This is a genomic window from Paenibacillus sp. fava2 (assembly GCF_058313675.1).
The window spans coordinates 5,898,931-5,922,384 of sequence record NZ_CM177755.1; the positions used below are offsets into that span (position 1 = coordinate 5,898,931).

At 53.8% G+C, this 23,454-nt stretch carries 21 protein-coding genes, 1 tRNA gene and 1 other annotated feature; of the genes, 12 read left to right on the forward strand and 10 right to left on the reverse strand.

Going from position 1 to position 23,454, the window contains the following annotated elements:
* Positions 1 to 14 precede the first annotated feature (14 nt).
* Both AC4G46_RS25885 and AC4G46_RS25890 read right to left on the reverse strand, forming a co-directional pair.
* Entirely contained in the window at positions 15 to 1,430 is a 1,416-nt protein-coding gene (locus tag AC4G46_RS25885; RefSeq protein ID WP_491125232.1) for a stalk domain-containing protein, read from the reverse strand.
* A 201-nt stretch (positions 1,431 to 1,631) separates the two neighbouring features.
* Positions 1,632 to 2,081, reverse strand: a complete 450-nt coding sequence (locus AC4G46_RS25890; RefSeq protein ID WP_491125233.1) for a hypothetical protein — start codon at positions 2,079 to 2,081, stop codon at positions 1,632 to 1,634.
* Positions 2,082 to 2,419: 338 nt separating this feature from the next.
* On the opposite strand from AC4G46_RS25890, the gene AC4G46_RS25895 reads away from it, so the two are divergent.
* The 6 genes from AC4G46_RS25895 to AC4G46_RS25920 all read left to right on the forward strand — a co-directional run bounded on the left by AC4G46_RS25895 (position 2,420) and on the right by AC4G46_RS25920 (position 10,098).
* Positions 2,420 to 3,238 (forward strand): hypothetical protein, encoded by an 819-nt coding sequence (locus AC4G46_RS25895; RefSeq protein WP_491125234.1) that lies wholly within the window; start codon positions 2,420 to 2,422, stop codon positions 3,236 to 3,238.
* Between the two features lie 71 nt (positions 3,239 to 3,309).
* Positions 3,310 to 4,041 (forward strand): ABC transporter ATP-binding protein, encoded by a 732-nt coding sequence (locus tag AC4G46_RS25900; protein WP_491125235.1) that lies wholly within the window; start codon positions 3,310 to 3,312, stop codon positions 4,039 to 4,041.
* Positions 4,038 to 5,075, forward strand: coding sequence for an ABC transporter permease (locus AC4G46_RS25905; protein WP_491125236.1), 1,038 nt, complete (start codon positions 4,038 to 4,040; stop codon positions 5,073 to 5,075). Before AC4G46_RS25900 ends, AC4G46_RS25905 begins: the two co-directional genes overlap by 4 nt.
* A 67-nt stretch (positions 5,076 to 5,142) precedes the next feature.
* Positions 5,143 to 5,832 carry a TetR/AcrR family transcriptional regulator gene (locus AC4G46_RS25910; protein ID WP_491125237.1) on the forward strand — a complete coding sequence of 230 codons (690 nt, stop codon included), beginning with the start codon at positions 5,143 to 5,145 and terminating at the stop codon, positions 5,830 to 5,832.
* Between the two features lie 210 nt (positions 5,833 to 6,042).
* Complete coding sequence (locus AC4G46_RS25915) at positions 6,043 to 9,381, forward strand: DEAD/DEAH box helicase (RefSeq protein ID WP_491125238.1); 3,339 nt, start codon at positions 6,043 to 6,045, stop codon at positions 9,379 to 9,381.
* 135 nt (positions 9,382 to 9,516) lie between these two features.
* Complete coding sequence (locus tag AC4G46_RS25920; RefSeq protein WP_491125239.1) at positions 9,517 to 10,098, forward strand: thioredoxin family protein; 582 nt, start codon at positions 9,517 to 9,519, stop codon at positions 10,096 to 10,098.
* A 551-nt stretch (positions 10,099 to 10,649) separates the two neighbouring features.
* Here AC4G46_RS25920 and AC4G46_RS25925 read toward each other — a convergent pair.
* Entirely contained in the window at positions 10,650 to 12,266 is a 1,617-nt protein-coding gene (locus AC4G46_RS25925) for an exosporium glycoprotein BclB-related protein (RefSeq protein WP_491125240.1), read from the reverse strand.
* 32 nt (positions 12,267 to 12,298) lie between these two features.
* Positions 12,299 to 12,649, reverse strand: a complete 351-nt coding sequence (locus tag AC4G46_RS25930; RefSeq protein ID WP_491125241.1) for a hypothetical protein — start codon at positions 12,647 to 12,649, stop codon at positions 12,299 to 12,301.
* A gap of 213 nt (positions 12,650 to 12,862) precedes the next feature.
* On the opposite strand from AC4G46_RS25930, the gene AC4G46_RS25935 reads away from it, so the two are divergent.
* From AC4G46_RS25935 to AC4G46_RS25945, 3 genes are all read left to right on the forward strand, one after another.
* Positions 12,863 to 13,186, forward strand: coding sequence for a hypothetical protein (locus AC4G46_RS25935; RefSeq protein ID WP_491128980.1), 324 nt, complete (start codon positions 12,863 to 12,865; stop codon positions 13,184 to 13,186).
* Positions 13,187 to 13,216: 30 nt separating this feature from the next.
* Positions 13,217 to 13,342: a hypothetical protein gene (locus tag AC4G46_RS25940; protein ID WP_277815829.1), complete on the forward strand. Its 126-nt coding sequence runs from the start codon at positions 13,217 to 13,219 to the stop codon at positions 13,340 to 13,342.
* A gap of 80 nt (positions 13,343 to 13,422) precedes the next feature.
* Positions 13,423 to 13,643, forward strand: a binding site (T-box leader).
* An 84-nt stretch (positions 13,644 to 13,727) separates the two neighbouring features.
* Positions 13,728 to 15,692: an arginine--tRNA ligase gene (locus AC4G46_RS25945; protein WP_491125242.1), complete on the forward strand. Its 1,965-nt coding sequence runs from the start codon at positions 13,728 to 13,730 to the stop codon at positions 15,690 to 15,692.
* 557 nt (positions 15,693 to 16,249) lie between these two features.
* On the opposite strand, the gene AC4G46_RS25950 is transcribed toward AC4G46_RS25945, so the two are convergent.
* Positions 16,250 to 16,323 (reverse strand) — tRNA-Arg (locus AC4G46_RS25950).
* Positions 16,324 to 16,510: 187 nt separating this feature from the next.
* Positions 16,511 to 16,879, reverse strand: coding sequence for a hypothetical protein (locus tag AC4G46_RS25955; protein WP_491125243.1), 369 nt, complete (start codon positions 16,877 to 16,879; stop codon positions 16,511 to 16,513).
* Between the two features lie 183 nt (positions 16,880 to 17,062).
* Between AC4G46_RS25955 and asnB the strand changes: the two genes are divergently transcribed.
* The 3 genes from asnB (at position 17,063) to AC4G46_RS25970 (ending at position 20,274) form a co-directional block, all read left to right on the forward strand.
* Positions 17,063 to 18,907, forward strand: a complete 1,845-nt coding sequence (asnB, locus tag AC4G46_RS25960; RefSeq protein WP_491125244.1) for an asparagine synthase (glutamine-hydrolyzing) — start codon at positions 17,063 to 17,065, stop codon at positions 18,905 to 18,907.
* A gap of 85 nt (positions 18,908 to 18,992) precedes the next feature.
* Positions 18,993 to 19,820, forward strand: a complete 828-nt coding sequence (locus tag AC4G46_RS25965; RefSeq protein WP_491125245.1) for a CPBP family intramembrane glutamic endopeptidase — start codon at positions 18,993 to 18,995, stop codon at positions 19,818 to 19,820.
* A gap of 208 nt (positions 19,821 to 20,028) precedes the next feature.
* The gene (locus AC4G46_RS25970) at positions 20,029 to 20,274 is read left to right on the forward strand and encodes a hypothetical protein (protein WP_491125246.1); all 246 of its coding nucleotides are present in this window, start codon (positions 20,029 to 20,031) and stop codon (positions 20,272 to 20,274) included.
* Positions 20,275 to 20,297: 23 nt separating this feature from the next.
* Here AC4G46_RS25970 and AC4G46_RS25975 read toward each other — a convergent pair whose 3' ends face one another.
* The 4 genes from AC4G46_RS25975 to AC4G46_RS25990 form a co-directional block, all read right to left on the reverse strand.
* A complete protein-coding gene (locus AC4G46_RS25975) occupies positions 20,298 to 21,134 on the reverse strand; it encodes an aldo/keto reductase (protein WP_491125247.1) in 837 nt (278 codons plus the stop codon).
* 217 nt (positions 21,135 to 21,351) lie between these two features.
* The gene (locus tag AC4G46_RS25980; RefSeq protein WP_491125248.1) at positions 21,352 to 21,807 is read right to left on the reverse strand and encodes a cupin domain-containing protein; all 456 of its coding nucleotides are present in this window, start codon (positions 21,805 to 21,807) and stop codon (positions 21,352 to 21,354) included.
* A gap of 108 nt (positions 21,808 to 21,915) precedes the next feature.
* Positions 21,916 to 22,854: an SPFH domain-containing protein gene (locus tag AC4G46_RS25985; RefSeq protein ID WP_090714863.1), complete on the reverse strand. Its 939-nt coding sequence runs from the start codon at positions 22,852 to 22,854 to the stop codon at positions 21,916 to 21,918.
* Positions 22,854 to 23,288 (reverse strand): NfeD family protein, encoded by a 435-nt coding sequence (locus tag AC4G46_RS25990; RefSeq protein WP_491125249.1) that lies wholly within the window; start codon positions 23,286 to 23,288, stop codon positions 22,854 to 22,856. Before AC4G46_RS25990 ends, AC4G46_RS25985 begins: the two co-directional genes overlap by 1 nt.
* Between the last annotated feature and the right edge of the window lie 166 nt (positions 23,289 to 23,454).

The window sequence follows — 23,454 nt, forward strand, 5'->3', positions numbered from 1 at the left end:
ATGAGGGACGTGTCTTATTTAGTCAGCTGCAGTGCTTTGCCGCCCTGGATCAGCAGGACTTTACCGTCGCTAACTACTGCCAGCTTGCTGCCGTCATGGGAAACTGCAACTTCGGATACATCTTCAGCCGTCTGGAACAGGACGGTTTTATTGCCGCTTGCATCGATGGAATAGATTGTAGTGCTTCCGTCAGCAGCCATCCCGGATACGACCAGACCTGTGCTTACTCCGGCAGACCAGGTAGCTTCTGTATCCAGTGCAATGTTAGTAATGGTAGCTCCGTCTGCGCTGATCGATTTCAGGTTGTTAGCTGCATTTCCTTCAGCGTCTGCACTCAGATAAACCACGCCGCCGTTAGCCAGGATCTCGGGATACAGCTTGTTGTCGAGCTCGGTAGTCAGTGCTTTTGGCTTGGCATCCTTGGTTGCAAGATCCAGCTTGAACAGCTGCTCTCCGGCTTTGCTGTAGTCTACAGTCAGGGAATCTTCAGTGCTGTCGGCATCGTTTTTGGCTACGCCGGTTACGTTGACGATATACACCACACTTTTCGCATCAGCGGAGAGGCGCAGTTCGGATTTATTTTCCACTTTATCTTCGAGCACGGCTTTTACCGTTCCGGTTTCTACTGAGATCTGGGCAATTTTTTCCTGCTTGTCGCCCTGGATGAAGTAGATGGTTTTGCCGTCCTGTGACCATACCAGATCCGTCTTCACGCTGGTGTCGGTGCCTAGGGAGGAAATAGCACCGCTCGACAGGTTGATCAGCTTCAGCTGGCCTGTCTCATCGGTGAACGCGCCCCACTGCTGGTCGGCGGATACGGAGAAATCAAGCGCACTTTCATTGGAAGAAAACACTTCATAATCGCCCGGATACGCGCTGAACTTCAGCAGCTGGGCTGTTTCGGAGTCACTCTTGTTCGCAATGATGCTGCCGTCTGCTGTCCAGTGCAGGGTATCAAACTGGCCTTCCGGACGGGCAAAGCTCAGAATCTCCAGGCTTTCCGCCGAAAGCTCTCCGCCCAGAGCGGTTACGAGCTTGGTCAGCTCAACGTAAACTTTTCCGTTATATACTACAGGCGCTACCGTAAACTGCTGGGATGCACCATCCACCACATAGTTTTTGGAGCCTGCTTGAAGCTGTACCGTATGTAGCCCCTTGCTGTCATTCAGTTCAAAACCGCCGTTAGTGAGAATCAGCTTGGCACCAAGCTCACCGGCTACCTGGCTAAGCGAATACAGTTTGTAGCCGCTGCTGTCAATTGTGCTGAACTGGGCCGGATTGCTGTTTACAGTCCATGTGGCTGTCCCTGTTTTGACGGTACTGGCCACGGCTGCGGCACTCGCGCTGTTCGCACCCAGTATACTGCCTGCTCCCCCTGTTACAAGAAGTGCAGAAGCCAAAGCCGCGCTGAACCATTTACTATTTCTCAATTAGATTCACCCTTTTCATATAGGTAACTGCTAATGCTATTTTCTGCTATCAGTGTGAATTCTGTTCGAGAGGAATGTTTTGGAAATATTAAGTACACAAAAAGGCCAGCCCCAAAATACCCTGAGGATAGCCTGAAAGTTAACGCTATGTAAAATCTGCAGCAAAAAATTCGATAGCCCCTGCAATTAAGCATGAAACTTTTAATTTTCAACCCACGTTACAATAATTTCGGTACCGCCCGGCTTGGCCTCCGAGCTGCTGCCGATGATCGAATAGGAATAGCTGCCCGGCGCTTTTCCGCTGATAAGCAGGTTGTCCTTGTCCATAATTTGCGTCCCGTTTTCGAGTGCTTTTTCCTTCACATATTTGAGGTATGTGGTGCCGAGCTCGGCCATCGTTTCGTCCGTCTCGTAGATCAGCATGGATGATTTCTTGCCGCCCGCAAACTCACCTTCCGTAAACGTAATACCTGCCCCTTCCGGAATCGGCAAATCACCGGGCAAATACTGCGGCTCACTGATTCTCTCCTCAGCCAGGGTATGAAAACTCCCTGTACCTGTTGCGGCTGTCTCAGCCCGGCTGCATGCGCCCAAGCTTAGACTTGCGGCCAGCAGAACCAGCAGAGGTAACATTGGTTTCCTGTCGGACATCAGCAAAAGCCTCCTCTTTATAGTGGGGACTGGACTCGGGAATGGTGATAGAACTGCGATTAGTAATGTGATTAGTAAAATGTTGAGATTAAGGTCACGGTTTTGGGCATATATTCTTATTTACCCGCATTAATCAGGCGGCAAACGGTATTGTTCATTTTCCTCACAAATTCGCATATTGAAGAATTTAGTTTAATTATGAGGGATTGGAACAAACTGAATGTTTACAGTAACTGAACGTTTACAGTAACTTTATACACAATTTCAATTAAGTCAGGCAGCGCTTCTGATAAAAATTCTGATAGTCTGCACGGCTCAGAGGGATTTTTGCCTTTGATTTGGCCGTTCCGCCTGCTTGGGGCGGAATCAAGGGCATTTTTGCCTTTGATTTGGCCGTTCCGCCTGCTTGGGGCGGAATCAAGGGCATTTTTGCCTTTGATTTGGCCGTTCCGCCTGCTTTGGGCGGAATCAAGGGCATTTTTGCCTTTGATTTGGCTGTTCCGCCTGCTTGGGGCGGAATCAAGGGCATTTTTGCCTTTGATTTGGCTGTTCCGCCTGCTTGGGGCGGAATCAAAGGCATTTTTGCCTTTGATTTGGCCGTTCCGCCTGCTTGGGGCGGAATCAGAGGCATTTTTGCCTTTGATTTGGCTGTTCCGCTTACTTTGGGCGGAATCAAGGGCATTTTTGCCTTTGATTTGGCTGTTGCGCCTGCTTGGGGCGGAATCAAGGGCATTTTTGCCTTTGATTTGGCTGTTCCGCCTGCTTGGGGCGGAATCAAGGGCATTTTTACCTTTGATTTGGCCGTTCCGCCTGCTTGGGGCGGAATCAAGGGCATTTTTGCCTTTGATTTGGCTGTTCCGCCTGCTTGGGGCGGAATCAGAGGCATTTTTGCCTTTGATTTGGCCGTTCCGCTTACTTTGGGCGGAATCAAGGGCATTTTTGCCTTTGATTTGGCTGTTCCGCCTGCTTGGGGCGGAATCAAGGGCATTTTTGCCTTTGATTTGGCCGTTCCGCCTGCTTTGGCGGAATCAAGGGCATTTTTGCCTTTGATTTGGCTGTTTCGCCTAACGGCCACAGAGGCTTTATACATCCAGGAGTTGGAGCAGGAGGAGTGTACTCTTTTAAACCCGCAAATAAAGATTTACAACGTGCAGTGAACGCACTAGAATAATGAGTGAGTACTCACTCACAAATATAACAATTCATTAAAGGAATCGAGGAGATAGTCATGGATCAGGATACTCCGGTTATTTCTGTTAGCCATGTCAGCAGGGCTTTTGGCAGCAAAACGGTGCTCAAGGATATCAGTCTGCAGGTAAACCGTGCAGAAACCTTCGGCCTGCTGGGCCCGTCGGGTTCAGGCAAAACGACACTGGTGAAGCTTCTGACAGGCATCGACGAGGTCAGCTCCGGCGAAGTGCAGGTCATGGGCGTCAAGATGCCGAAGCTTGCCATGCTGCAGCAGATCGGGTACATGGCTCAGTCGGACGCTTTGTACACGGAGCTGAGCGCAAAGGAGAATCTGGAGTTTTTTGCCGCACTCTACGGGCTAAAGGGCGGAAACCGCACGCGGCGGATTGCCGATGTGATGGAGCTCGTGAACCTGCAGGAGCATCTGCGCAAGCGTGTAGACCAGTACTCCGGGGGCATGAAGCGCCGTTTGTCGCTGGCCATCGCTTTGCTGCACGAGCCGCCGCTGCTCATTCTCGATGAGCCTACCGTAGGAATAGATCCACTGCTGCGCCAGTCCATCTGGCAGGAGCTGCGCTCGCTGAACCGCCAGGGAACGACCATCGTTTTGACGACTCATGTCATGGATGAGGCTGAAAAATGCGACCGGCTGGGCATGATCCGCGATGGTCAGCTGCTGGCCGTAGATACGCCTGCGGGACTTATACAGGCTACCGGCTCCGCAACCATTGAAGAAGCCTTTTTAACCTATGGGGGTGCCCGCAAATGAAAATTCGTGCCATAACCTTACGCATTCTGCGGCAGTTCATTCATGACAAGCGGACGATGGCGCTGATGTTTATCGCTCCCCTGCTCGTCCTGAGCCTGATGAGTCTCGTCTTTAACGGTGATGCCTATAAGCCGACTATCGGTGTAACCGGCGGGGCCGCTGTCTTCGCCTCTGCGCTGGAAGCGCAGGACGCTGCCGTTACAGACTTCACTGCGGCTGAACAGGGAGAAGCTGCGCTTAAGGACGGCGACATAGATGCCCTGATTACGCTCGACGGAACCGTACCCGCCGTAATGCTGGAAGGCAGTAACCCGGCCGCTAACCGCGCGGTTCTGCTCGCCCTGCAGGAAGCTGTGCTGCAGCTCCACCCCGCCGGCTCCGCTCAGGAGCAAATCCGGCCACAGATCAGCTACTTGTACGGTGCCGAGGATATGACCACAATCGACCGCTTCGGACCGATTATGATCGGGGTCTTCGTTTTCTTTTTCGTATTTCTGATTGCCGGAGTGTCCTTCCTGCGCGAACGGACGACCGGTACGCTGGAACGTCTGCTCTCCACACCGCTGAAGCGCTGGGAGATTGTACTGGGCTATGTCTGCGGCTTCGGTATTTTCACTGTCGTTCAGGCGCTGCTGATCTCCTGGTTCTCCATTCAGGTGCTCGGTATCATGATGGCCGGCAGCTTCGGCTATGTGCTGCTCATTACGCTGCTCCTGGCGATTACGGCACTCACCTTGGGTACGCTGCTCTCAGCCTTTGCCGGCAATGAGCTGCAGATGATCCAGTTCATTCCGCTGGTGATTGTGCCGCAGATTTTTTTGAGCGGCCTGTTCCCGATGGATACGCTGCCGCTGTGGCTGCAGCGGGTCAGCCTTGGGACGCCGATCTATTACGGCGCCCAGGCGCTGATGGATATTATGATCCGCGGCAAAGGCTGGAGCGCAATTGCCCTGAATGCCTATGTGCTGGTCGGCTTTTCGCTGCTGTTCATGATTCTTAACGTGCTGGCTCTGCGCAAACACCGCAGAATGTAGGGCGGTGTAACTTCGTCCGCAGCCGTGATACTATAGAGGGACAGCAACATTTTTGGAGGGCCATGATATGACTAAAGAAAGTGCCGGGCAGCACGATAAAGAGCAATGGATCGAGGAACTGCTCTCCGTCAAGGAAGACGGGCAGATGACGCCCAAGCAAATCTCCATCCTGGAGGCGGCGATAGAGATATTTTCCGATAAAGGCTTCTCGGCGGCATCCACCAGTGAGATCGCCCAAAAGGCGGGCGTGGCTGAGGGGACGATTTTCCGCTACTACAAAACCAAAAAAGATCTGCTGCTGTCCATCGTCGGACCGACCATGAGCCGGATGATTGCCCCGTTCGTGATGCGCAACTTTAATGGGGTGCTGGATATGCCGTTTGAGAGCTATGAGGCCTTTTTGCGGGCATTTATTGTGAACCGGCTGGACTTTGCCCGTAAAAATTTTAAAATTATCCGGATTCTCGTTCAGGAAATTCCGTTCCAGCCTGCACTACGCGAGCAGTTTGCCGAGAACGTCCTGGCTCAGGTGCTGGAGCGGGTAACCGCGATTACAGAGCATTTTAAGGCTGAAGGTGAGGTAATTGATGCGCCAACCCCCGCCATTATCCGGTTCACTGTTTCCTCAGTGATCGGCTATCTGCTGGCCCGCCTGCTGCTGATGCCGGAGAAGGACTGGGACGATGAGGAGGAGATCAGTCAGCTGATCGGCTTCATGCTGCACGGGATCGGCGGGCCGGCGCTGCACGGGCAGTAAAGTCCGTATGGAATCAAATGAGCTTATACTCTCCAAAACCACTGTAGAAGACACCTTCTGTAGTGGTTTTTTTTCGGATACGGGATTCGTAACTTCCCCCTAAACTGCTCTGATAACTGTCCCGGACTTTAAGACGCACATCTGTTCTGATAAGATAAATACTATCGAATAACCGGAAAATCCGGACAGGTGTGAGGAAGTGAATGTAACATGGGTTATTATGTACCGGAACGGGTAATCCGGCTGCTGTGCGGCAGTGATGCCTTGGATAAAGGCAGGGCTGACTACGAAGCCGGGAGGGTCCGGCTGAATTATAGAGAGAACGACGACAGACTTGAATATTCCAAATACCGCACGGCGGTTCAGGGGCTGGAGAGCTATGATGTAGCGCTGGCCATCGACAGTGACGGGGATGTAAATGCGGAATGCACCTGTCCTGCCTATTATCATGGAGGGGCTTTTTGCCGGCATATTGCGGCCAGCCTGTTCACTATTCTCCGTCTGGAGGAAGGTGGCGCGGACGATGAGGTTAGCAGCCTGCCTCATGAGGAATCTGACCCGCTGCCGGCGGAGACTGGCGTTCTTACGCCACGCACTGTACAGCCCCCTGCTGCCGGCGCGGCTGAACGTACCGGAGACCGCCAGCTGGTGAACGGTATGCTGGAGGTATTCGCAGGCGGAGGCCGCTCCCGGCCTAGCGTAACAGGAACCTATTCCGATCTCCGGGCACCGCTGCAGGTTGAATTTATCGTCAAGCCGGTCACCGTCAGCTACAGCACGCAAATGCTCGGAATTGAGCTAAAAGTCGGGCCCAAGCGCCTCTATATTGTACAAAAAATCAGAACCTTTCTGGAGCAGGTCCGGCGCGGTGAGCCTTTTGAGTTCTCCCGGCATTTCAGTTATGATCCGGCGCTGCACTCGTTCAATAAGGAAGACAACGATGTTCTGCTGAAGCTGATTGATATCTCGTCGAATGAAAAGCTGTACCGTGCAGGTGTCAATCCTTATGCTGCACAATCAGGCGGGATGGGCGGGGAGCGGCTGCTGGCGGTTCCGCCTTTTTTCTGGGAGGGCTTGCTGCCGGCGCTGCTTGCTGCCCCCTCCGCTTTGTTGCAGCAGGGTGACCTGATCCTGGAAAAGCTGGAGCTATCCACCGAGTCCCCGCCGTTAAGCTTCCGGTTCGACCAGTCAGAAAGCGGCTATCATCTGGATATTGATGGTATAGCACAGGTTATGGTGCTGGAGGATTACGGGCTGGTGCTGGCCGGAGGCAGGCTGCTGAAGCTGGACATTGATGAATGCCGCAGGCTCGCTGAGCTGAAGCGGATGCTGGCCGCTGCCCGCAAGGACGGGATTGCGATTGCGCCTGAGCAAATGGAGCCTTTTATGGAGCAGGTCATTCCCGGGCTGAAAAAGCTGGGCAGCGTGCACATCGCCGAGACGATCGCTGACCGGATAGTGCAGACCCAGCTGCAGGCACGGCTGTACCTGGACCGTGTGCGGGACCGGCTGCTGGCCGGCCTCGAATTCCAGTATGGCAGCATCATCATTAATCCGCTGGAGGAGGACAGCCGCAGCCGGGGCAGCGAGGTCATCCTGATGCGTGACGGAGAAGCGGAGCGGCGGATTCTCGCACACATGGAGCATGAATCTTTTGTACGGACGGAAGGCGGCTTTATTATGAGCGATGAGGAAGCGGAGTATGATTTTCTCTATCACACGATTCCGCTCCTGGAGCCGCTGCTTCAGGTGTATGCCACCACTGCCGTCAAGGGCCGGATTGCGGCTGAGACCTACACGCCCAAGGCTGTATTGACCTGGAACGAAAAAACCGACTGGCTGGAGTTCAAATTCGCCGTGCAGGGCATCGCGGAGACTGACATTGTGCAGATTCTTGAGGCGCTGCAGGAAAAACGCAGATACTACCGCCTTCCGGACGGTGCGCTGCTGCCGCTGGAAAGTGCCGAGTTTCTGCAGATTATCGAGTTCATGAATGAGCTCGGGGTACACAGTGTTCCTTTTAACAAACCACAATTTACTCTGCCGCTGATCCAGGGTCTGCAGCTGAATCCGGAATCCCGGCATGGCGATGCTGTTACAATCGGGCGCTCTTTCCGGCGGTTAATGGCCAATATGGCCAGTCCCGAAAATCTCGATTTTCCGCTGCCGGATAGCCTTTCCACCGTGCTCCGCGACTATCAGCAGTTCGGGTTCCAGTGGATGAAAACATTGGCCCACTACCGCTTCGGCGGCATTCTGGCTGATGATATGGGACTTGGCAAAACGCTGCAGAGCATTGCTTTTCTGCTCTCGGAGCTTACCGATATCCGTGAAGGCGGCAAGCCGGCGCTGATCGTCGCTCCTGCCTCCCTGCTCTACAACTGGCAGAATGAGCTGAGGCGGTTTGCCCCGGACATCAAGGCCGTTATTGCTGACGGCAATCTGAATGAACGTACCAAGGCGGTCCGCAAGAGTTCGGGGGCTGACGTCATTATCACCTCCTATCCGCTGCTGCGGCGGGACATTGAGCTGTATGCCCGGCTGTCCTTCCACACCCTGATTCTGGATGAAGCCCAGATGATCAAGAACCATGCCACCCAGACTGCGCAGGCGGTAAAAATACTGCAGGCCCGCTACCGCTTCGCCCTCACAGGAACGCCGGTGGAAAATGCGCTGGAGGATTTGTGGTCGATTTACAGTGTTGTTTTTCCCGGCCTGTTCCCCGGCAAAAAAGCGTTCCATGATCTGCCGCGCGAAACAGTCGCCAAGCGGACCCGCCCGTTCCTGCTGCGCCGGCTGAAAAGCGATGTGCTCAAGGAGCTGCCGGACAAAATCGAATCCCTGCACGCCTCGGAGCTGCTGCCTGAGCAGAAACAGCTGTACATGGCTTATCTCGCCAGACTGCGGAAGGAAGCGCTCAAGCATCTCGACAATGAGAGCTTCGGCCACGGCCGGATCAAGGTGCTGGCCGGGATCACCCGGCTGCGCCAGCTCTGCTGCCACCCTGCCCTGTTCGTCGAGGGCTACAGCGGCGGCTCGGCCAAGTTCGACCAGCTGCTGGAGATCATCGAGGAATGCCGAAGCTCCGGCAAACGGATGCTGATCTTCTCCCAGTTCACGGAGATGCTCGGGATGATCGGCCGGGAGCTTGCCCTGCAGGGCGTCCGGCATTTCTATCTGGACGGCAAGACGCCGGCCGACCAGCGGGTGGAGCTGTGCAGCCGGTTCAATGAGGGGGAACGCGACCTGTTTCTCATTTCGTTAAAAGCCGGAGGCACCGGCCTTAACCTGACCGGAGCGGACACGGTGATCCTTTATGATCTGTGGTGGAACCCGGCTGTCGAGCAGCAGGCTGCCGACCGGGCCCACCGGATCGGACAGAAAAAGGTGGTGCAGGTGATCCGTCTCGTTGCCCAGGGCACCGTCGAGGACAAAATGTATGAGCTGCAGCAGAAGAAAAAGAACCTGATCGAGGAGGTCATCCAGCCTGGGGCGGAGGCGCTCTCCGCCCTCACCGAGCAGGATATCCGCGAGATTCTGATGCTCTGATGCGTCGAAGGATTTGGAAGCTTCTGCCTGAATAAAGTATAATGACAGGGATTGTTATTGCTTAAGCAGCAGGCCGTTTGGGCCTGCTGACGCTTCTCTCAATGGTTTCATACTATTTTACGGAGGTGCATTAACATGAGCTTTACCCTGGAACTGGGCGCTTCTGCTCCCGACTTCTCTTTAAAAGCAACAGACGGTCAGACGTACTCGCTGGACAGCTTTGCTACGGCAAAAGCGCTGGTCATCTTCTTCACCTGCAATCATTGTCCGTTCGTCGTCGGGTCCGATGAGGTTACGCGCCAGACCGCCGAAAAGTACCGTGAGCTGGGAGTGGCTTTTGCAGGAATTAACGCCAACAGTGAGACGACCCATCCGGACGATTCCTACGAGCATATGGTGAAGCGGATGGAGGAGCAGAACTTCCCGTGGCTCTATCTCCGCGATGACACGCAGGAAACCGCGCGTGCATATGGTGCGCTGCGCACACCTCATTTCTTCGTGTTTGACCAGGACCGCAAGCTGGTCTACACCGGCCGCGGCGTCGATAACCCGCGGGAAACAGACAAAATGACGGTCAACGACCTGGACAACGCATTGTCCCAGCTGCTCGCCGGACAAGCCATTGCCACACCGCTGACCAACCCGATCGGCTGCAACGTCAAATGGGACGGCCAGGATGCACACTGGATGCCTGCCGAGGCTTGTGATTTGGTTTAGATGGTTTTTTTAGCAGGTTGAGATCGCATCGGGCTGAAATTATATTTGATAGGCTGAGCCAGGCTACATGAGTAGGTGGTTTGGGCTGAATTAAGGGGATTTTTCCCTTTATTCCGGGCTTGGGTGCTTGGTTTGGGCTCAGTTAAGGGGATTTTTCCCTTTATTCCGGGCTTGAGTGGTTGGTTTGGGCTCAGTTAAGGGGATTTTTCCCTTTATTCCGGGCTTGAGTGGTTGGTTTGGGCCCAGTTAAGGGGATTTTTCCCTTTATTCCGGGCTTGGGTGCTTAGTTTGGGCTCAGTTAAGGGGATTTTTCCCTTTATTCCGGGCTTGAGTGGTTGGTTTGGGCTCAGTTAAGGGGATTCTTCCCTTTATTCCGGGCTTGATTGCTTGGCTTAAGTGCTTGGTTTGAGCCCAGTTAAGGGATTTTCGCGCTTAGCCGGGGATTGGATGGCTGAGTTATGCTTGGTTTTCGCATAAAAAGAGGGACTTTCCAGCCGGAAGCTGGAGAAGTCCCTCTTTATTATTTTATTGTTAGCTAAAGAAACCCGTTACTAGACGATTGTCAGACCGCCGCTTGCGTATCCTGCCACGGTAGCAGCCACGTCAAGGCCTGCTGTAACACCAGCCGAGAAGACCATCAGCAGCCGTTCGCCTGCGGTAACCGGGATACTTAGCCCTGTGGTGAGGCCGCTGCTGATAGTACCCAAAGCTAGGATACCCGTGAGTGCCGGTGCCAGAGTAACTAACGCCCCCGGTACAGCGGTAAAGGTGTTGTTCGGCGTTGTCGAACGGAATAATTGAGCGGTTATAGTTACTGTAGAGCCTACCAGACTCAATGAAGCTGTAGTGCTAAAATATGCAGCCAATGAAGTAATGGTACCCGCACGCGGCACGGAGAAGGCAAAGTTTAGCAGCGTACCTGCAGCTCCTGTGAGGTCAATGACTCCGCCAGTAATAGCAACTCCAGTAGCACTGTTGCCGAAGCCGATCAAGCTGGAGGTATTAAGCAGACCGCCCAGCACAGTAGTCAGTGCGGCAGGAAGGCCAGATGCGTAAGGAATGATCGCGCCCGAACCGGTTGGTCCCGTCGCTCCCGTTACCCCGGTTGCTCCAGCTAACCCCGTCGCTCCCGTCACCCCGGTAGCTCCTGCCAAACCTGTCGCTCCCGTTACCCCGGTAGCTCCTGCCAATCCCGTAGCTCCCGTTACACCGGTTGCTCCAGCTAACCCCGTCGCTCCCGTTACCCCGGTTGCTCCAGCTAAACCCGTCGCTCCCGTTACACCGGTTGCTCCAGCTAACCCCGTCGCTCCCGTCACACCGGTAGCTCCAGCTAACCCCGTCGCTCCCGTCACACCGGTAGCTCCAGCTAACCCCGTCGCTCCCGTCACCCCGGTTGCTCCTGCCAAACCTGTCGCTCCCGTTACCCCGGTTGCTCCTGCCAAACCCGTCGCTCCCGTCACACCGGTAGCTCCTGCCAAACCCGTCGCTCCCGTCACACCGGTAGCTCCAGCTAACCCCGTCGCCCCCGTTACCCCGGTTGCTCCAGCTAACCCCGTCGCTCCCGTCACCCCGGTTGCTCCTGCTAAACCCGTCGCTCCCGTTACACCGGTTGCTCCTGCCAAACCAGTCGCTCCCGTCACCCCGGTTGCTCCTGCCAAACCCGTCGCTCCCGTTCCCCCGGTTGCTCCAGCTAAACCCGTCGCTCCCGTTACCCCGGTTGCTCCAGCTAACCCCGTCGCTCCCGTCACTCCGGTAGCTCCTGTAGCACCGGCTTCACCGGTCGATCCGGTTGCGCCTGTGACCCCGATCACCTCGCCCAGCAGCTCAGCTGAAACCAGGCGGTGGGCGGTTACGAGCGCACCGGTGCTACTTTTGCCCCACAAAGAAATTTGAACCGGATCATCCGGAGGACTGGTTGGGGTATTGAACAGAAATTCAAAACCATCAAAATCGGCGTAGTAATTGGTCGTTATCACCTGGTTCGGAGCCACATTAAGCGTCTCACTGACATATAGGTTTCTTACACCGCCAAGCAAATAATAGCCTTGTACAATTACGCTAGAAGCCGCGCTGCTGCTGCGGTTATCTACACGGAGCGTTACCTGGGTTGTGGGTCTTGTGCCGGCAATCATATTGTTTTCAATCGGTCCAGTAGATAAGAAACTCATCTGCGCAACACTCCTTTTCTATGAAATTTGTATTAATCCATGACTTCATGAGAAACAATACGGTGGGCTTCCACCAGTTGGCCGCCTGCCTGCTTGCCCCACACGGAGATGCCCAGATCAGCCTCCATAATCTCTCCGGTTGTTACAACAAACTCATAGCCATCCAGGTCTGCAAAATACTCCCGGCTCACAGCCTCATCCGGAGCAATATTGATAACCTCACTCACATATAAGTTTCTGATTGCGGTAAGATAGTAGCCTTCAATTACAACACCGGCTGAATTCGTGGAAGAACGGTTAATAATCCGTACAGTCACAAGCTGGGCAGGTCTGACCCCGGACACAGGATTATTTTCAATCGGTCCAGTTGATAATATCGCCATCCTGTTTTATTCCTCCTTTCCATTTCTCGCGTCTATGAATTTAATCTTTGATTCTAGCGGCCCTTCTAATGAACCGCACAATATATTAATATTCCTGCGCAGTTCCGGCTGTGTGGACGGCAGACAGGCTGCATTCACCGAAATCTTCAAATCCGCATAAGCTGTTCTATGGAGAGAATGCCTATCGTGCTGCTGCTTTCCTGAACGTTGGAGATGGAAGAAGGGAGTCCCATGGTCCCTCCTGGCAAAGGGAAAAAAACAAGTACCAAGAAACAGCCGGCAAATCCAAAGGCCCAAAGCCCGAAGGGGCTGGAATTCGCGGTTGCAGCGCTTTTGCTGACAGGTAAGCTGAGGGTGGATTCGATTCAGATGTTTACTGATGCATCACTGGTGGTCGGCCTGGTCGGCAAATATAAAACGTTAAGCGATCTAAGCCAGAGCAATGTGGATAAGCTGGTCAGCTTTCTGGACGATAACAGCAGCCTGACTTTGAACGAAATTATGACCGCCCTGAAGCAAAAAGCGGATAACTCATAAGGAATACCGCCGAAAAGGGGGACAGCGCTAATGGGAAAAGCGGATTTTGACGGGGAGGAATTCGCCGGCGGGCTTTTGCTCGTCATTGTGATTGCACTACTGATCTACGGGTCCACAGACATTAAAACGCTCACAGCAGCACCTACCTCGGATTAGTATTTTTCACAAAAAAACAGTCGTCTTCCCTCCCGCCTCTTGCTTTCTTCCGGAAATTCGCTATACTTGAACAAAATCATACGTAATCGATGAACGGGACAGTAGTGTGTCGGATCTAGTCTCAGCGAGCCGGGAATGGTGGAAACCGGTACAGAGCCAATACATGAAGCGCACCCGGGAGATGGACTTCTGAACGAACAGTAGGAAGCCCCGGCTGAAGACCGTTAACTTGTGAGTGGCTGAACTGCGGTTCAGCAACGAGAGTGGTACCGCGAGCGCTAATCAAGCCTTCGTCTCTTTGATGAGATGAGGGCTTTTTCTTATGGAAAAAGGTTCCCCGTTCATCGGTGCTGCAGCCATATTGCCAAAATAGGAGGTCAAATTCATGTTAAGCCAACTTATCAAAAACAGCCTGGAGCAAAGCGTCCGGCAGGTGATCACAGCCTTGGGTGCAGCAGTTACGGAGCTTCCCTCTGTTGTCCTCGAGCAGCCTGCTAATCCCGATTTCGGGGACTACTCCAGTAATATTGCTATGCAGCTGGCCAGAGTACTCCGTAAGGCGCCTTTGGCTATTGCAGAGCTGATAACAACTGAAATTAGTCAATCAGGTGGTTTAAACGGACTTTTTTGCAAAATCGATATTGCCGCACCCGGCTTCATTAATCTATATATCGACTGGCAGGAGTGGGCCGGACGCAGCTTTGAACTGCCCGGGGCAGCAGGGGAAAAAGTTATCGTTGAGCATACCAGCGTGAATCCAAACAAATCAATGCATATAGGACATCTCAGAAACTCTTGTATCGGGGATGCACTGGTGCGTATTTTGCGAAAAACCGGGTACAGCGTTGAGGTGCATAACTATGTGGATGATCTCGGCAATCAGCTGGCGGATACGGTGGTCGGGCTGCTGAATGTGCCGCTCGCGGGTGATCATATCCGTTTTGGAGATTACTGCTGGGACATATATGCCGGTGTGAACAAAGAATACGCGCTGCATCCGGAGAGTGTGCACAAACGGACGGAGATTCTTCACGCGCTGGAAGAAGGCCACGGCAATACCGCCTGGCTGGGCAGTCTTGTCGCCGAACGGATTGTGCGGGAGCATGTCGCGGAGATGAGGGGTTTTGGCATTGGCTATGACCTGCTGGTCTGGGAGAGCAGTATTCTAAAGGAAGGCTTCTGGGCATCGGCTTTTGCGCTGCTGGAGCAGACAGAGGTATTCGTGCAGGAAACAGAGGGCAAGCTGGCGGGCTGCTGGATTCTCAAACAGGCTGCGGAGGAGCCGTCAGAGGCAGATGAGCATCACAAAGATAAGGTGCTGGTGCGCTCGAACGGTATTTTGACCTATACGGCCAAGGATATTGCCTATCATCTCTGGAAATTCGGGCTGCTGGATAAAGATTTCAGCTACAGTGAGTTTAACGCCGGACTTTGGACTACGGGGCTGAGCGGGGAGCAGCGGGCTTTTGGCCGGGCTGACCGGGTGGTTAATGTCATCGACTACAGACAGGAATATCCGCAGGCGATGGTCAAGCAGGCACTCGAGGTGCTGGGGTACACAGAGCAGGCTGAAAAATTGCATCATGTAAGCTATGGCGTGGTCTCACTCAGTCCGGCGTCCGCAGCCGAGCTTGGTATCGACATTTCAGATGGCAAAACCTCTTACGCCATGTCCGGCCGCCAGGGCATCGGGATCAAGGTAACCGAGCTGGTGCAGCTGATGGAGAACACGATTGACGCTACCCGTTCTGACAAAAGCGGCCTCTCCAGCCGGCTCATCGCCACCGCTGCCATCCGTTATTATCTGCTGCGGTTTAATCTGGGGACGGAGATTATTTTCGACTTCAAGCAGGCGACCGAGATTTCCGGCAACACAGGCGTGTACCTGATGTACACCTATGCGCGTGCAGGCAGTGTGCTTAGTAAAGCCGGGTCTATGGCGGCAGAGGCTGCGCTTACTTCGAAGAAGGCCCGTCCTTCTGCGGAAAAAGCCAACCTCAATGCGGAGATGACCAACCCTCCTGTGGAAAAAGCTAACCTTAATACGAAGCAACCGGATGCAATTCCCGTCTTCCCGGCGGCACTGCAAAAAGCTGAACTTGCTCTGCTGAGACATCTGAGCAACTGGCAGGACACGCTTTACAGCGCAAGCGTTCAGCTGACGCCGAATACGATCTGCAGCTACGCGCATACGCTGGCGTCGCTGTTCAACAATTTTTACTCGGCCTGCCCGATTCTGAAAGGCGAGCCTGAATCCATTGCCTTCCGCCTTTGGCTCACGCAAAGATTCCGGGACACACTCGGTGAAGTACTGGAGGTACTCGGCCTGCCGCAGCCGGAGCGGATGTAGCCGTCGTGATTACCGTTGCCTTGAACTAATATGTGAGTTGGTTTGTACTTTGGCTACGATAAACATGAGAAAGACCGGACTAAATAAAGTCTATACAGAGGGATTTAATCCTATCTACTGCCTGACCGATCCTTATGGCTGCAACGCCATTGATATAACTGCATTTTGTGCAGCTATATCCCGCAAAAAAGTATCTCTCATTGGGATAAGTGTATTCCGTGCAACTAAAATCAGCAAAATCGTCCATTTATCCAGATTTCCGGAGTTTTAGCTGCACAGAGTACAGCTAAAGTGAGATTCCACGGGCCTGACGGTGCTTTTAATTGTACAAACTACACTTAAAGCTGCTCCCTCTCCTGTTTCCACCGGAACGCAGAAACAGCCTCCCCGAAGGAAGGCTGTTTCTTGTGTTACGTCCCGGAAGGGATGCAGCCCTTTCGGGCTGATTGCGAAGTAGAGGCTAACGATGCTAATGCTCCAACGTCCCCCAGCTTGGGGTTCTCATCCCACCGGAACGCAGAAACAGCCTCCCCTAAGGAAGGCTGTTTCTTGTGTTACGTCCCGGAAGGGATTCGAACCCCCGACCGTGCGCTTAGAAGGCGCATGCTCTATCCAACTGAGCTACCGGGACATATAAAGTGTAGATTTTATATACTATGTATTAACGCAACGTTATCTATTATAACGCATTGAAATTTTTTTTCAAGGCTACACGCCAAAAAAACATTCTGCCCCCGGCAGCGGGTGCCACGGCACCGTTCACCGCATACACTTCCTCTATCCGCCGCCGGAGCAGTGGCCGCATTACAGCAAGATCATCAGCGCCGCTTCAGCGCCACTTGCCGGAAATGCTCACCCAGCTGCTTTTTCAAATGGCCGAAGATCAGCAGCTCGCGCTGGAATTTGGAGCGTTCATCCTCGGGGCTCATGACAGGACTCCCGGTGAACGCGCTGACTGTCACGTCCTCGAAGGCATTGTGCATATTATTATCAAACCAGTCGGTTTGGGTGTCTGCATCATTCGTCAGGATGCGTACAATTTCGTAGCCTTCCTCATGCTGGTCTTCCACAATATACACCAAAAGCGCTGAATCCCCTACAGCTCCAGGCAATACGCCAACCTCGGCACATGGAGCACCGTCATATTCAGTCATTCTGCGGATCTTGGCGTCTTTAATGTAATACACTTGTCATCATCCCTCCTGGCAAATTTTCCTCTACTCTAGTGTTCGGATAAGGACATACATTTTATCCCTTCAATCGGCATATATCTGTATTACTTGGCAAAAAAGAAACAAGTGATTACACCTGCTTTTCAAGGGAGCCCCGCTTCCGGAGCAGTAGCATCGCACAAAGAGAGGATGAACACCATGTGCGGAATAACCGGTTTTATTGAGTGGCGGGGTGACCTTACCCAGCACTCGCAGCTGCTCGTAAAAATGACTGAAACCTTATCCAACCGCGGACCGGATGCCGCCGGAACGTGGATTTCAGGCCCCTGCGCCCTCGGACACCGCAGACTTAGCGTTATTGATCCTGAGAACGGCGCACAGCCGATGATCGCCCGCCAGGACGAGAATGTCTACGCGCTTGCGTATAACGGCGAGCTCTATAATGCTGGTGAGCTAAAAACCGAACTCAAGCAGCGCGGACACCATTTTCTGACCCAGTGTGATACTGAGGTCCTGCTGCACGCCTACATGGAGTGGGGACCGGACTGCACCGGGAAGCTGAACGGGATTTTTGCTTTTGCCGTCTGGGACAGCGTGCGTGAGCATCTGTTTCTGGCCCGCGACCGGCTTGGCGTAAAACCGCTGTTCTACAGCCAGGTGGACGATGTGTTTGTCTTTGGCTCCGAGCCCAAAGCGCTGCTGCAGCATCCCAAGGTTCAGCCGAAGGTCGGACCGGAAGGACTCGCGGAGATTTTCATCGTCGGTCCGGCCCGCACTCCGGGACAGGGTGTATACAAAGATATATTCGAGCTTCGCCCGGGTCATGCCATGATTTATAGCCGCAGCGGCATCCGCAAGTATGCTTACTGGGAACTGGAAAGCCATCCCCACACCGATAGCGTTGATGAAACAGCCGCCAGAGTGCGTGAATTGCTGCAGGATACGCTGGAGCGCCAGCTCGTCTCCGACGTTCCGGTATGTTCCCTGCTGTCCGGAGGGCTGGATTCCAGTGCCCTGACCGCACTGGCCGTGAATTATTACAACCGCAGCGGCCAGGGACAGGTAGACACCTACTCGGTCGATTATGTCGATAACGACAAGCATTTCAAAAGCCATACCTTCCAGCCCGGCGCAGACGGCCCGTGGATTAAACGGATGGTGGATGAGCTGAAGACCAATCACCATTATGTCACTTTTGATACACCTGAGCTGGTGGCAGCGCTGGATAACGCCCTCTACTCGCGTGACCTGCCGGGGATGACCGATGTGGATTCGTCGCTGTATTTATTTTGCCGGGAGATTAAAAAGAATGCGACGGTTGCCATTTCCGGCGAAGCGGCTGACGAAATTTTTGGCGGATACCCCTGGTTTCACCGTGAAGAGGCCCTCTCCTCAGGGACCTTCCCGTGGTCGGTAGCCCCCAAAATGCGTGCAGGTCTATTGTCGCCCGAAGTCCGCGAATGGATACGTCCGCTGGAATATTTAGGAGACCGTTACAGCGACGCAGTGGCTGAAGTTCCGAAACTGGACGGCGAGACCGGCAAACAGGCTCAAATGCGCGTAATGTCCTATCTTAATATCACCCGGTTTATGCCGACGCTGCTGGACCGCAAGGACCGGATGAGCATGGGTGTCGGGCTCGAGGTGCGCGTTCCCTATTGCGATCACCGGCTGGTGCAGTACGTGTTCAACATTCCCTGGGAGATCAAAACCGTCGGCAACCGCGAAAAAGGCATTCTCCGTAAAGCGCTGGAAGGCGTACTGCCGGATGATGTGCTTTACCGTAAAAAGAGCCCCTATCCCAAAACCCATAATCCAGCCTATCTGAACGCTGTGCGTACACAGATGCTGAATATTCTGGACGATCCGTCGTCTCCAATCCTGCCGCTGATCGATCCGGCCAAAATCCGCGAGATTGCCGCTTCTCCGGAATCCTCCAGCAACCTGCCCTGGTTCGGCCAGCTGATGTCCGGCCCGCAGCTGTTTGCATATCTGGCCCAGGTGAATCTCTGGCTGCAAAAGTATAATGTATCCATCGGCTAAGCCGTGATTATTCCCATAGCGGGGCGGGCCTAAAACCTCTACAACTATAGATAAACATATCTTAGTCAAGGGGGTATTAACCCTGATGCCGACCTCTGCAAAACCGTCCGTATGGTCTTCAGCCAAACTGGTTCCCTTTCTTATCGTATCCTTCGGCTTCACCTGGCTGTGCTGGCTGCCGCTGCTGCTCAACAAGCAGTTTGCAGCCGGCCTTCCTGTGCTTCCCGGGCAATTCTACCTGGGCTCCTTCGGCCCGCTGCTCGGAACGCTCTGCTGCCTTATCTTACCGGGCGAAGACGGCTTCACCGGGTGGTTCAAAACAGCCTTTTCCTTTTCTTTCCCGAAAAAATGGCTGGTGCTGTCCGCCGGATTACCTGTGGCTTATGGAGCTGTAGCTGTCCTGGTTCACACTCTGGTCACGGGAAAAGCGCCTGACCTGCACAGCTTCGGCCTGACCTCGGACCTTCCGCCGCAGTTCAATCTCTGGACAACCTCACTGGTATGGATGCTGACCTTCGGGATAGGTGAGGAGAGCGGCTGGCGCGGATACCTGCTTCCGGCCCTGCATAAGCGGTATTCCCTGAATACCTCTGCCCTGCTGGTGGCCCTGATCTGGATGGCCTGGCATCTGCCGGCCTTCTGGTTCAATGAAAGCTATCTCGGCATGGGCCCCGGGGTAATCGGCTGGGCGATCAGCCTGACTTACGGCTCTGTAGTGCTGGCCTGGATCTGTGCCGGGAGCCGCTGGAGTATTATTCCCGTTATTATCTGGCACGGCATCTTCGATCTGCTGACTGCCAGTGACCAGGCGGCAGAGGTTATGGCTATGGTATGCAGCATGCTCGTTATCCTCCACGGCATTTTGCTGATGCGGATACTGGGCAGACGCCATCGTAAACCGACCGGCGTTTAGCTGCGGTACCTGTACCCTGTAAACGTAGGTTATCGCACCAGTTTATTCTCGCTGTGCGGGCGAATTCAAGGGCACTTTTGCCCTTCATTCTGTCCATTCGTGACGCGTAGGCGAATTCAAGGGCATTTTTGCCCTTCATTCTGTCCATTCGGGCCGCGCGGGCGAATTCAAGGGCATTTTTGCCCTTCATTTTGTCCATTCGGGCCGCGTGGGCGAAATCAAGGGCATTTTTGCCCTTCATTCTGTCCATTCGGGCCGCGCGGGCGAAATCAAGGGCACTTTTGCCCTTCATTCTGTCCATTCGGGCCGCGCGGCAAGGTATCCAGCGGCAACTAAAGTGAAGCGCAAAAAGAGCAAGCCGCGTACGTTCCTGTACATGCGGCCTGCTCTTCGCTTTGACTACTCTCTATTCTTTTCATCCAACGCTTTTTATCAGCATTTATCCTCTTCCTGAACTTCCCTCAGTCCTCAGTCCTCTTAGAAATTGAAATTATCCGGATCCGGGCCGAAGCGGTGATTCTGGTTCAGGTCCTCAATTGCTTTGACATCGTCGTCACTTAAAGTGAAGTCGAAGAAGCCGGCATTCTCTACAATCCGCTCGGCATGCACGGACTTGGGAATTGTAATGACGCCCTGCTGCAGATCCCAGCGCAATACAATCTGTGCAACGGTCTTGCCGTATCTTTCCGCAATTTCCTTCAGGAGCGGAATATCCAGGTTCCCCTGCATCAGCGGGCTCCAGGCCTCCACCTGAATATCATGCGCTTTGGCAAATTTCAGCACCTCACGCTGGGTCAGCAGCGGATGGAATTCAATTTGGTTAACGGCAGGAACCACGCCGGTATCGTCAATGATATCCTGCAGGTGATGCACCTGGAAGTTGCTGACACCTATGGATTTGACAAGCCCTTCCTTCTGCAGGTGGATCAGCGCCTTCCACGTATCCCGGTACTTGCCGGCTACCGGCCAGTGGATCAGGTACAGGTCGATGACATCCAGCCCAAGCTTCTTGCGGCTTACCTCAAAAGCCTTTAGCGTCGATTCATACCCCTGGTCGGGATTACGCACCTTGGTTGTGATGAACAGCTCGTCCCGCGGCACTCCGCATTCGCGGATTGCTTGTCCGACACCTTCTTCATTATTGTATCCGGCAGCCGTGTCAATGCTGCGGTATCCCGTTTCAACCGCCGTTTTCACCGCATGGATGACTTCTTCGCCATCCTTAGTCTGCCATACGCCGAGGCCCAGCCACGGCATAGTCTTCCCGTCATTCAGCGTAGGTCCGCCTGAGAATGGTCCATTTAGTTCGCTCATTGTTAACCCCTCCAAGCCTATTGGTGTGATCAAGCTTCTTATAACCTCAAAAATGGCTGAGTAATCAGCCCGGATTCAACAAGATTATAACAGATTGCGGTAGCGCTACCAAAAGTGCAGCCCCGCGGCGTTCAAGAACTTGCTGCTTACAGTGTGGCCGGCAGTAACAGCACAACCAAAAAAAAGCGTCCGCCGCAACCGCAGCAGACGCTCCTTATTATTTCTCGATCAGCTTGAAATCATCAAAGCTGAATTCCGGGGATACGATGCAGGAGACCAGCACAGGCTCATCGCCGAGGTTACGTGCCGCCTGCCAGACGCCTGCCGGAATAACGACCTGAGGCTGCTGTCCGGCCAATACATCAGCGCCGAGTACGACCTCCGTTGCATTCTCCGGCTGCTCGCCGCTGCCGCCCAGGCTCAGGATAATCGGACTGCCGGAGTGCCACAGCCAGATTTCATCGGACAGCACCGTGTGCCACTCCGAGGTTTCACCCGGATGAAGCAGGAAGTAAATCGAGGAAGCCGAGGCTCTCGCTCCCGAATAGTTGCTGCCGAGTGTTTCCTGGGGGATTTCAAAGGATGAGTTCCAAAGTCTCTTGTACCATCCGCCTTCAACGTGGGGCTCCAGGCCCAGCGCTGCTACCAGCGGGGAAATTTCTTTTTGCGTCACAGTATCTTCTCCTTAAAGTATCGCCGCATAAAATAAGCAACCACTTAGATTTAGGTTTGCTTTTACTTTAACGGAATGTGCCGCAATTGTAAAACCTTCCGCCGCTGCTTACTTGCCGTCCTTGCCTGCCTTGAACACCTCAGCGATCGCACCGAGTGAGCCCAGCGCCTCAACGGTGCTGCTCGGCAGGAACACCTTGTTGGCTGGTCCTTTGGAGATTTCGGTCAGCGCATCAAAGGATTGATAAGCCAGCACCCGTTCATCCAGCCCGGCAGTGCTGATCAGCTGAATCCGTGCCTTCTCGGCTTCGGCTACAGCCTGGATAGCCTTGGCCTGACCAAGCGCTTCCAACTCCTGTGCCTGCCGCAGACCTTCCGCCTGACGGATCCGCGCTTCCTTATCCCCTTCAGCCTTGAGAATCTTACTCTGCTTGTCACCTTCCGCGCGAAGGATCATATCCTGCTTGGCAGCTTCCGCCTCAAGCACAATCGCACGCTTGCTGCGTTCCGCCTTCATCTGCTTATCCATGGCTTCCTGGATATCGAGCGGCGGCTTGATATCAATAACCTCGACGCGCTCGATCCGCACGCCCCATTTCTCGGTCGCTTCATCCAGGGCCAGCCGGATATCGGCGGAGATTTTTTCACGGCCTGACAGGGTTTCATCCAGCTCCAGCTTCCCGATAATCTGCCGCATCGTTGCGGTGGAGATATTGCGTACCCCGTATACATAATCGGAAATGCCATAAGTCGCCTGTTCCGGTCCGACCACCTGGTAGAAGATGATCGTATCAATCTGCACCTGCACGTTATCCTTCGTAATAACGGTCTGCGGCGGCACATTGGCCTGCTGGATCCGCAGATCATGATACGTCCGCACCTGATCAATGACCGGGATCAGAATGTTCAGCCCCGGCGTAAGCAGGCGGTTGAATTTCCCGAGCCGTTCGACCACGCCGACACGCTGCTGGGGAACGATTTTGATCGTCAGTGCGACAAATACAACAACGACTGCAACAATAATCCCGATAATGATCCATGAATCCATCAGCTAAAATCCTCCCATCGTTCTACTTCGATAATTGTGGAGCTTCTGCGGATGACTCTGACTAACTCATCTTTGGCCAGCACCTGGCCGGAAACTGCACTCCAGGTATCACCGCCGACCTTAACCTGCCCGTAACGCCCCGGCTCTACCGGCTCCGTCACAACCCCCTGACGCCCGATAATTTCGGTTCCAATATCCTTGAAACCGCGCGAGTGCCTGAACCGGGCAACCAGCGGCTTCGAGAATACGGTCAGCAGCACCGTTACCAGCGCACTGGCCAACACCTGCAGCAGAACCGCCTCAGGCCAGACAAGCGATACGAGCAGCGCTGCCACAGCCCCGATAGTAAGCCAGAACAAATAAAAAGTAAGCGTAAACATTTCAATTACAAGCAGAACACCGGCCGCGACTAACCATAGCACCCATGCAACCATAGGTGACCTCACCACCTTCCGCTATATACTACTATAAACGAATAAAACGGCAGTGCGTTGCATCCTTTTTTCCCTGAGCGGGACAAAAGCAGGCATTTTTAGTATATTTCAACCGGTGGAAGGTTATGAATAAATCTCTTCCCCATCCTGACAGCACTTGCCGCCA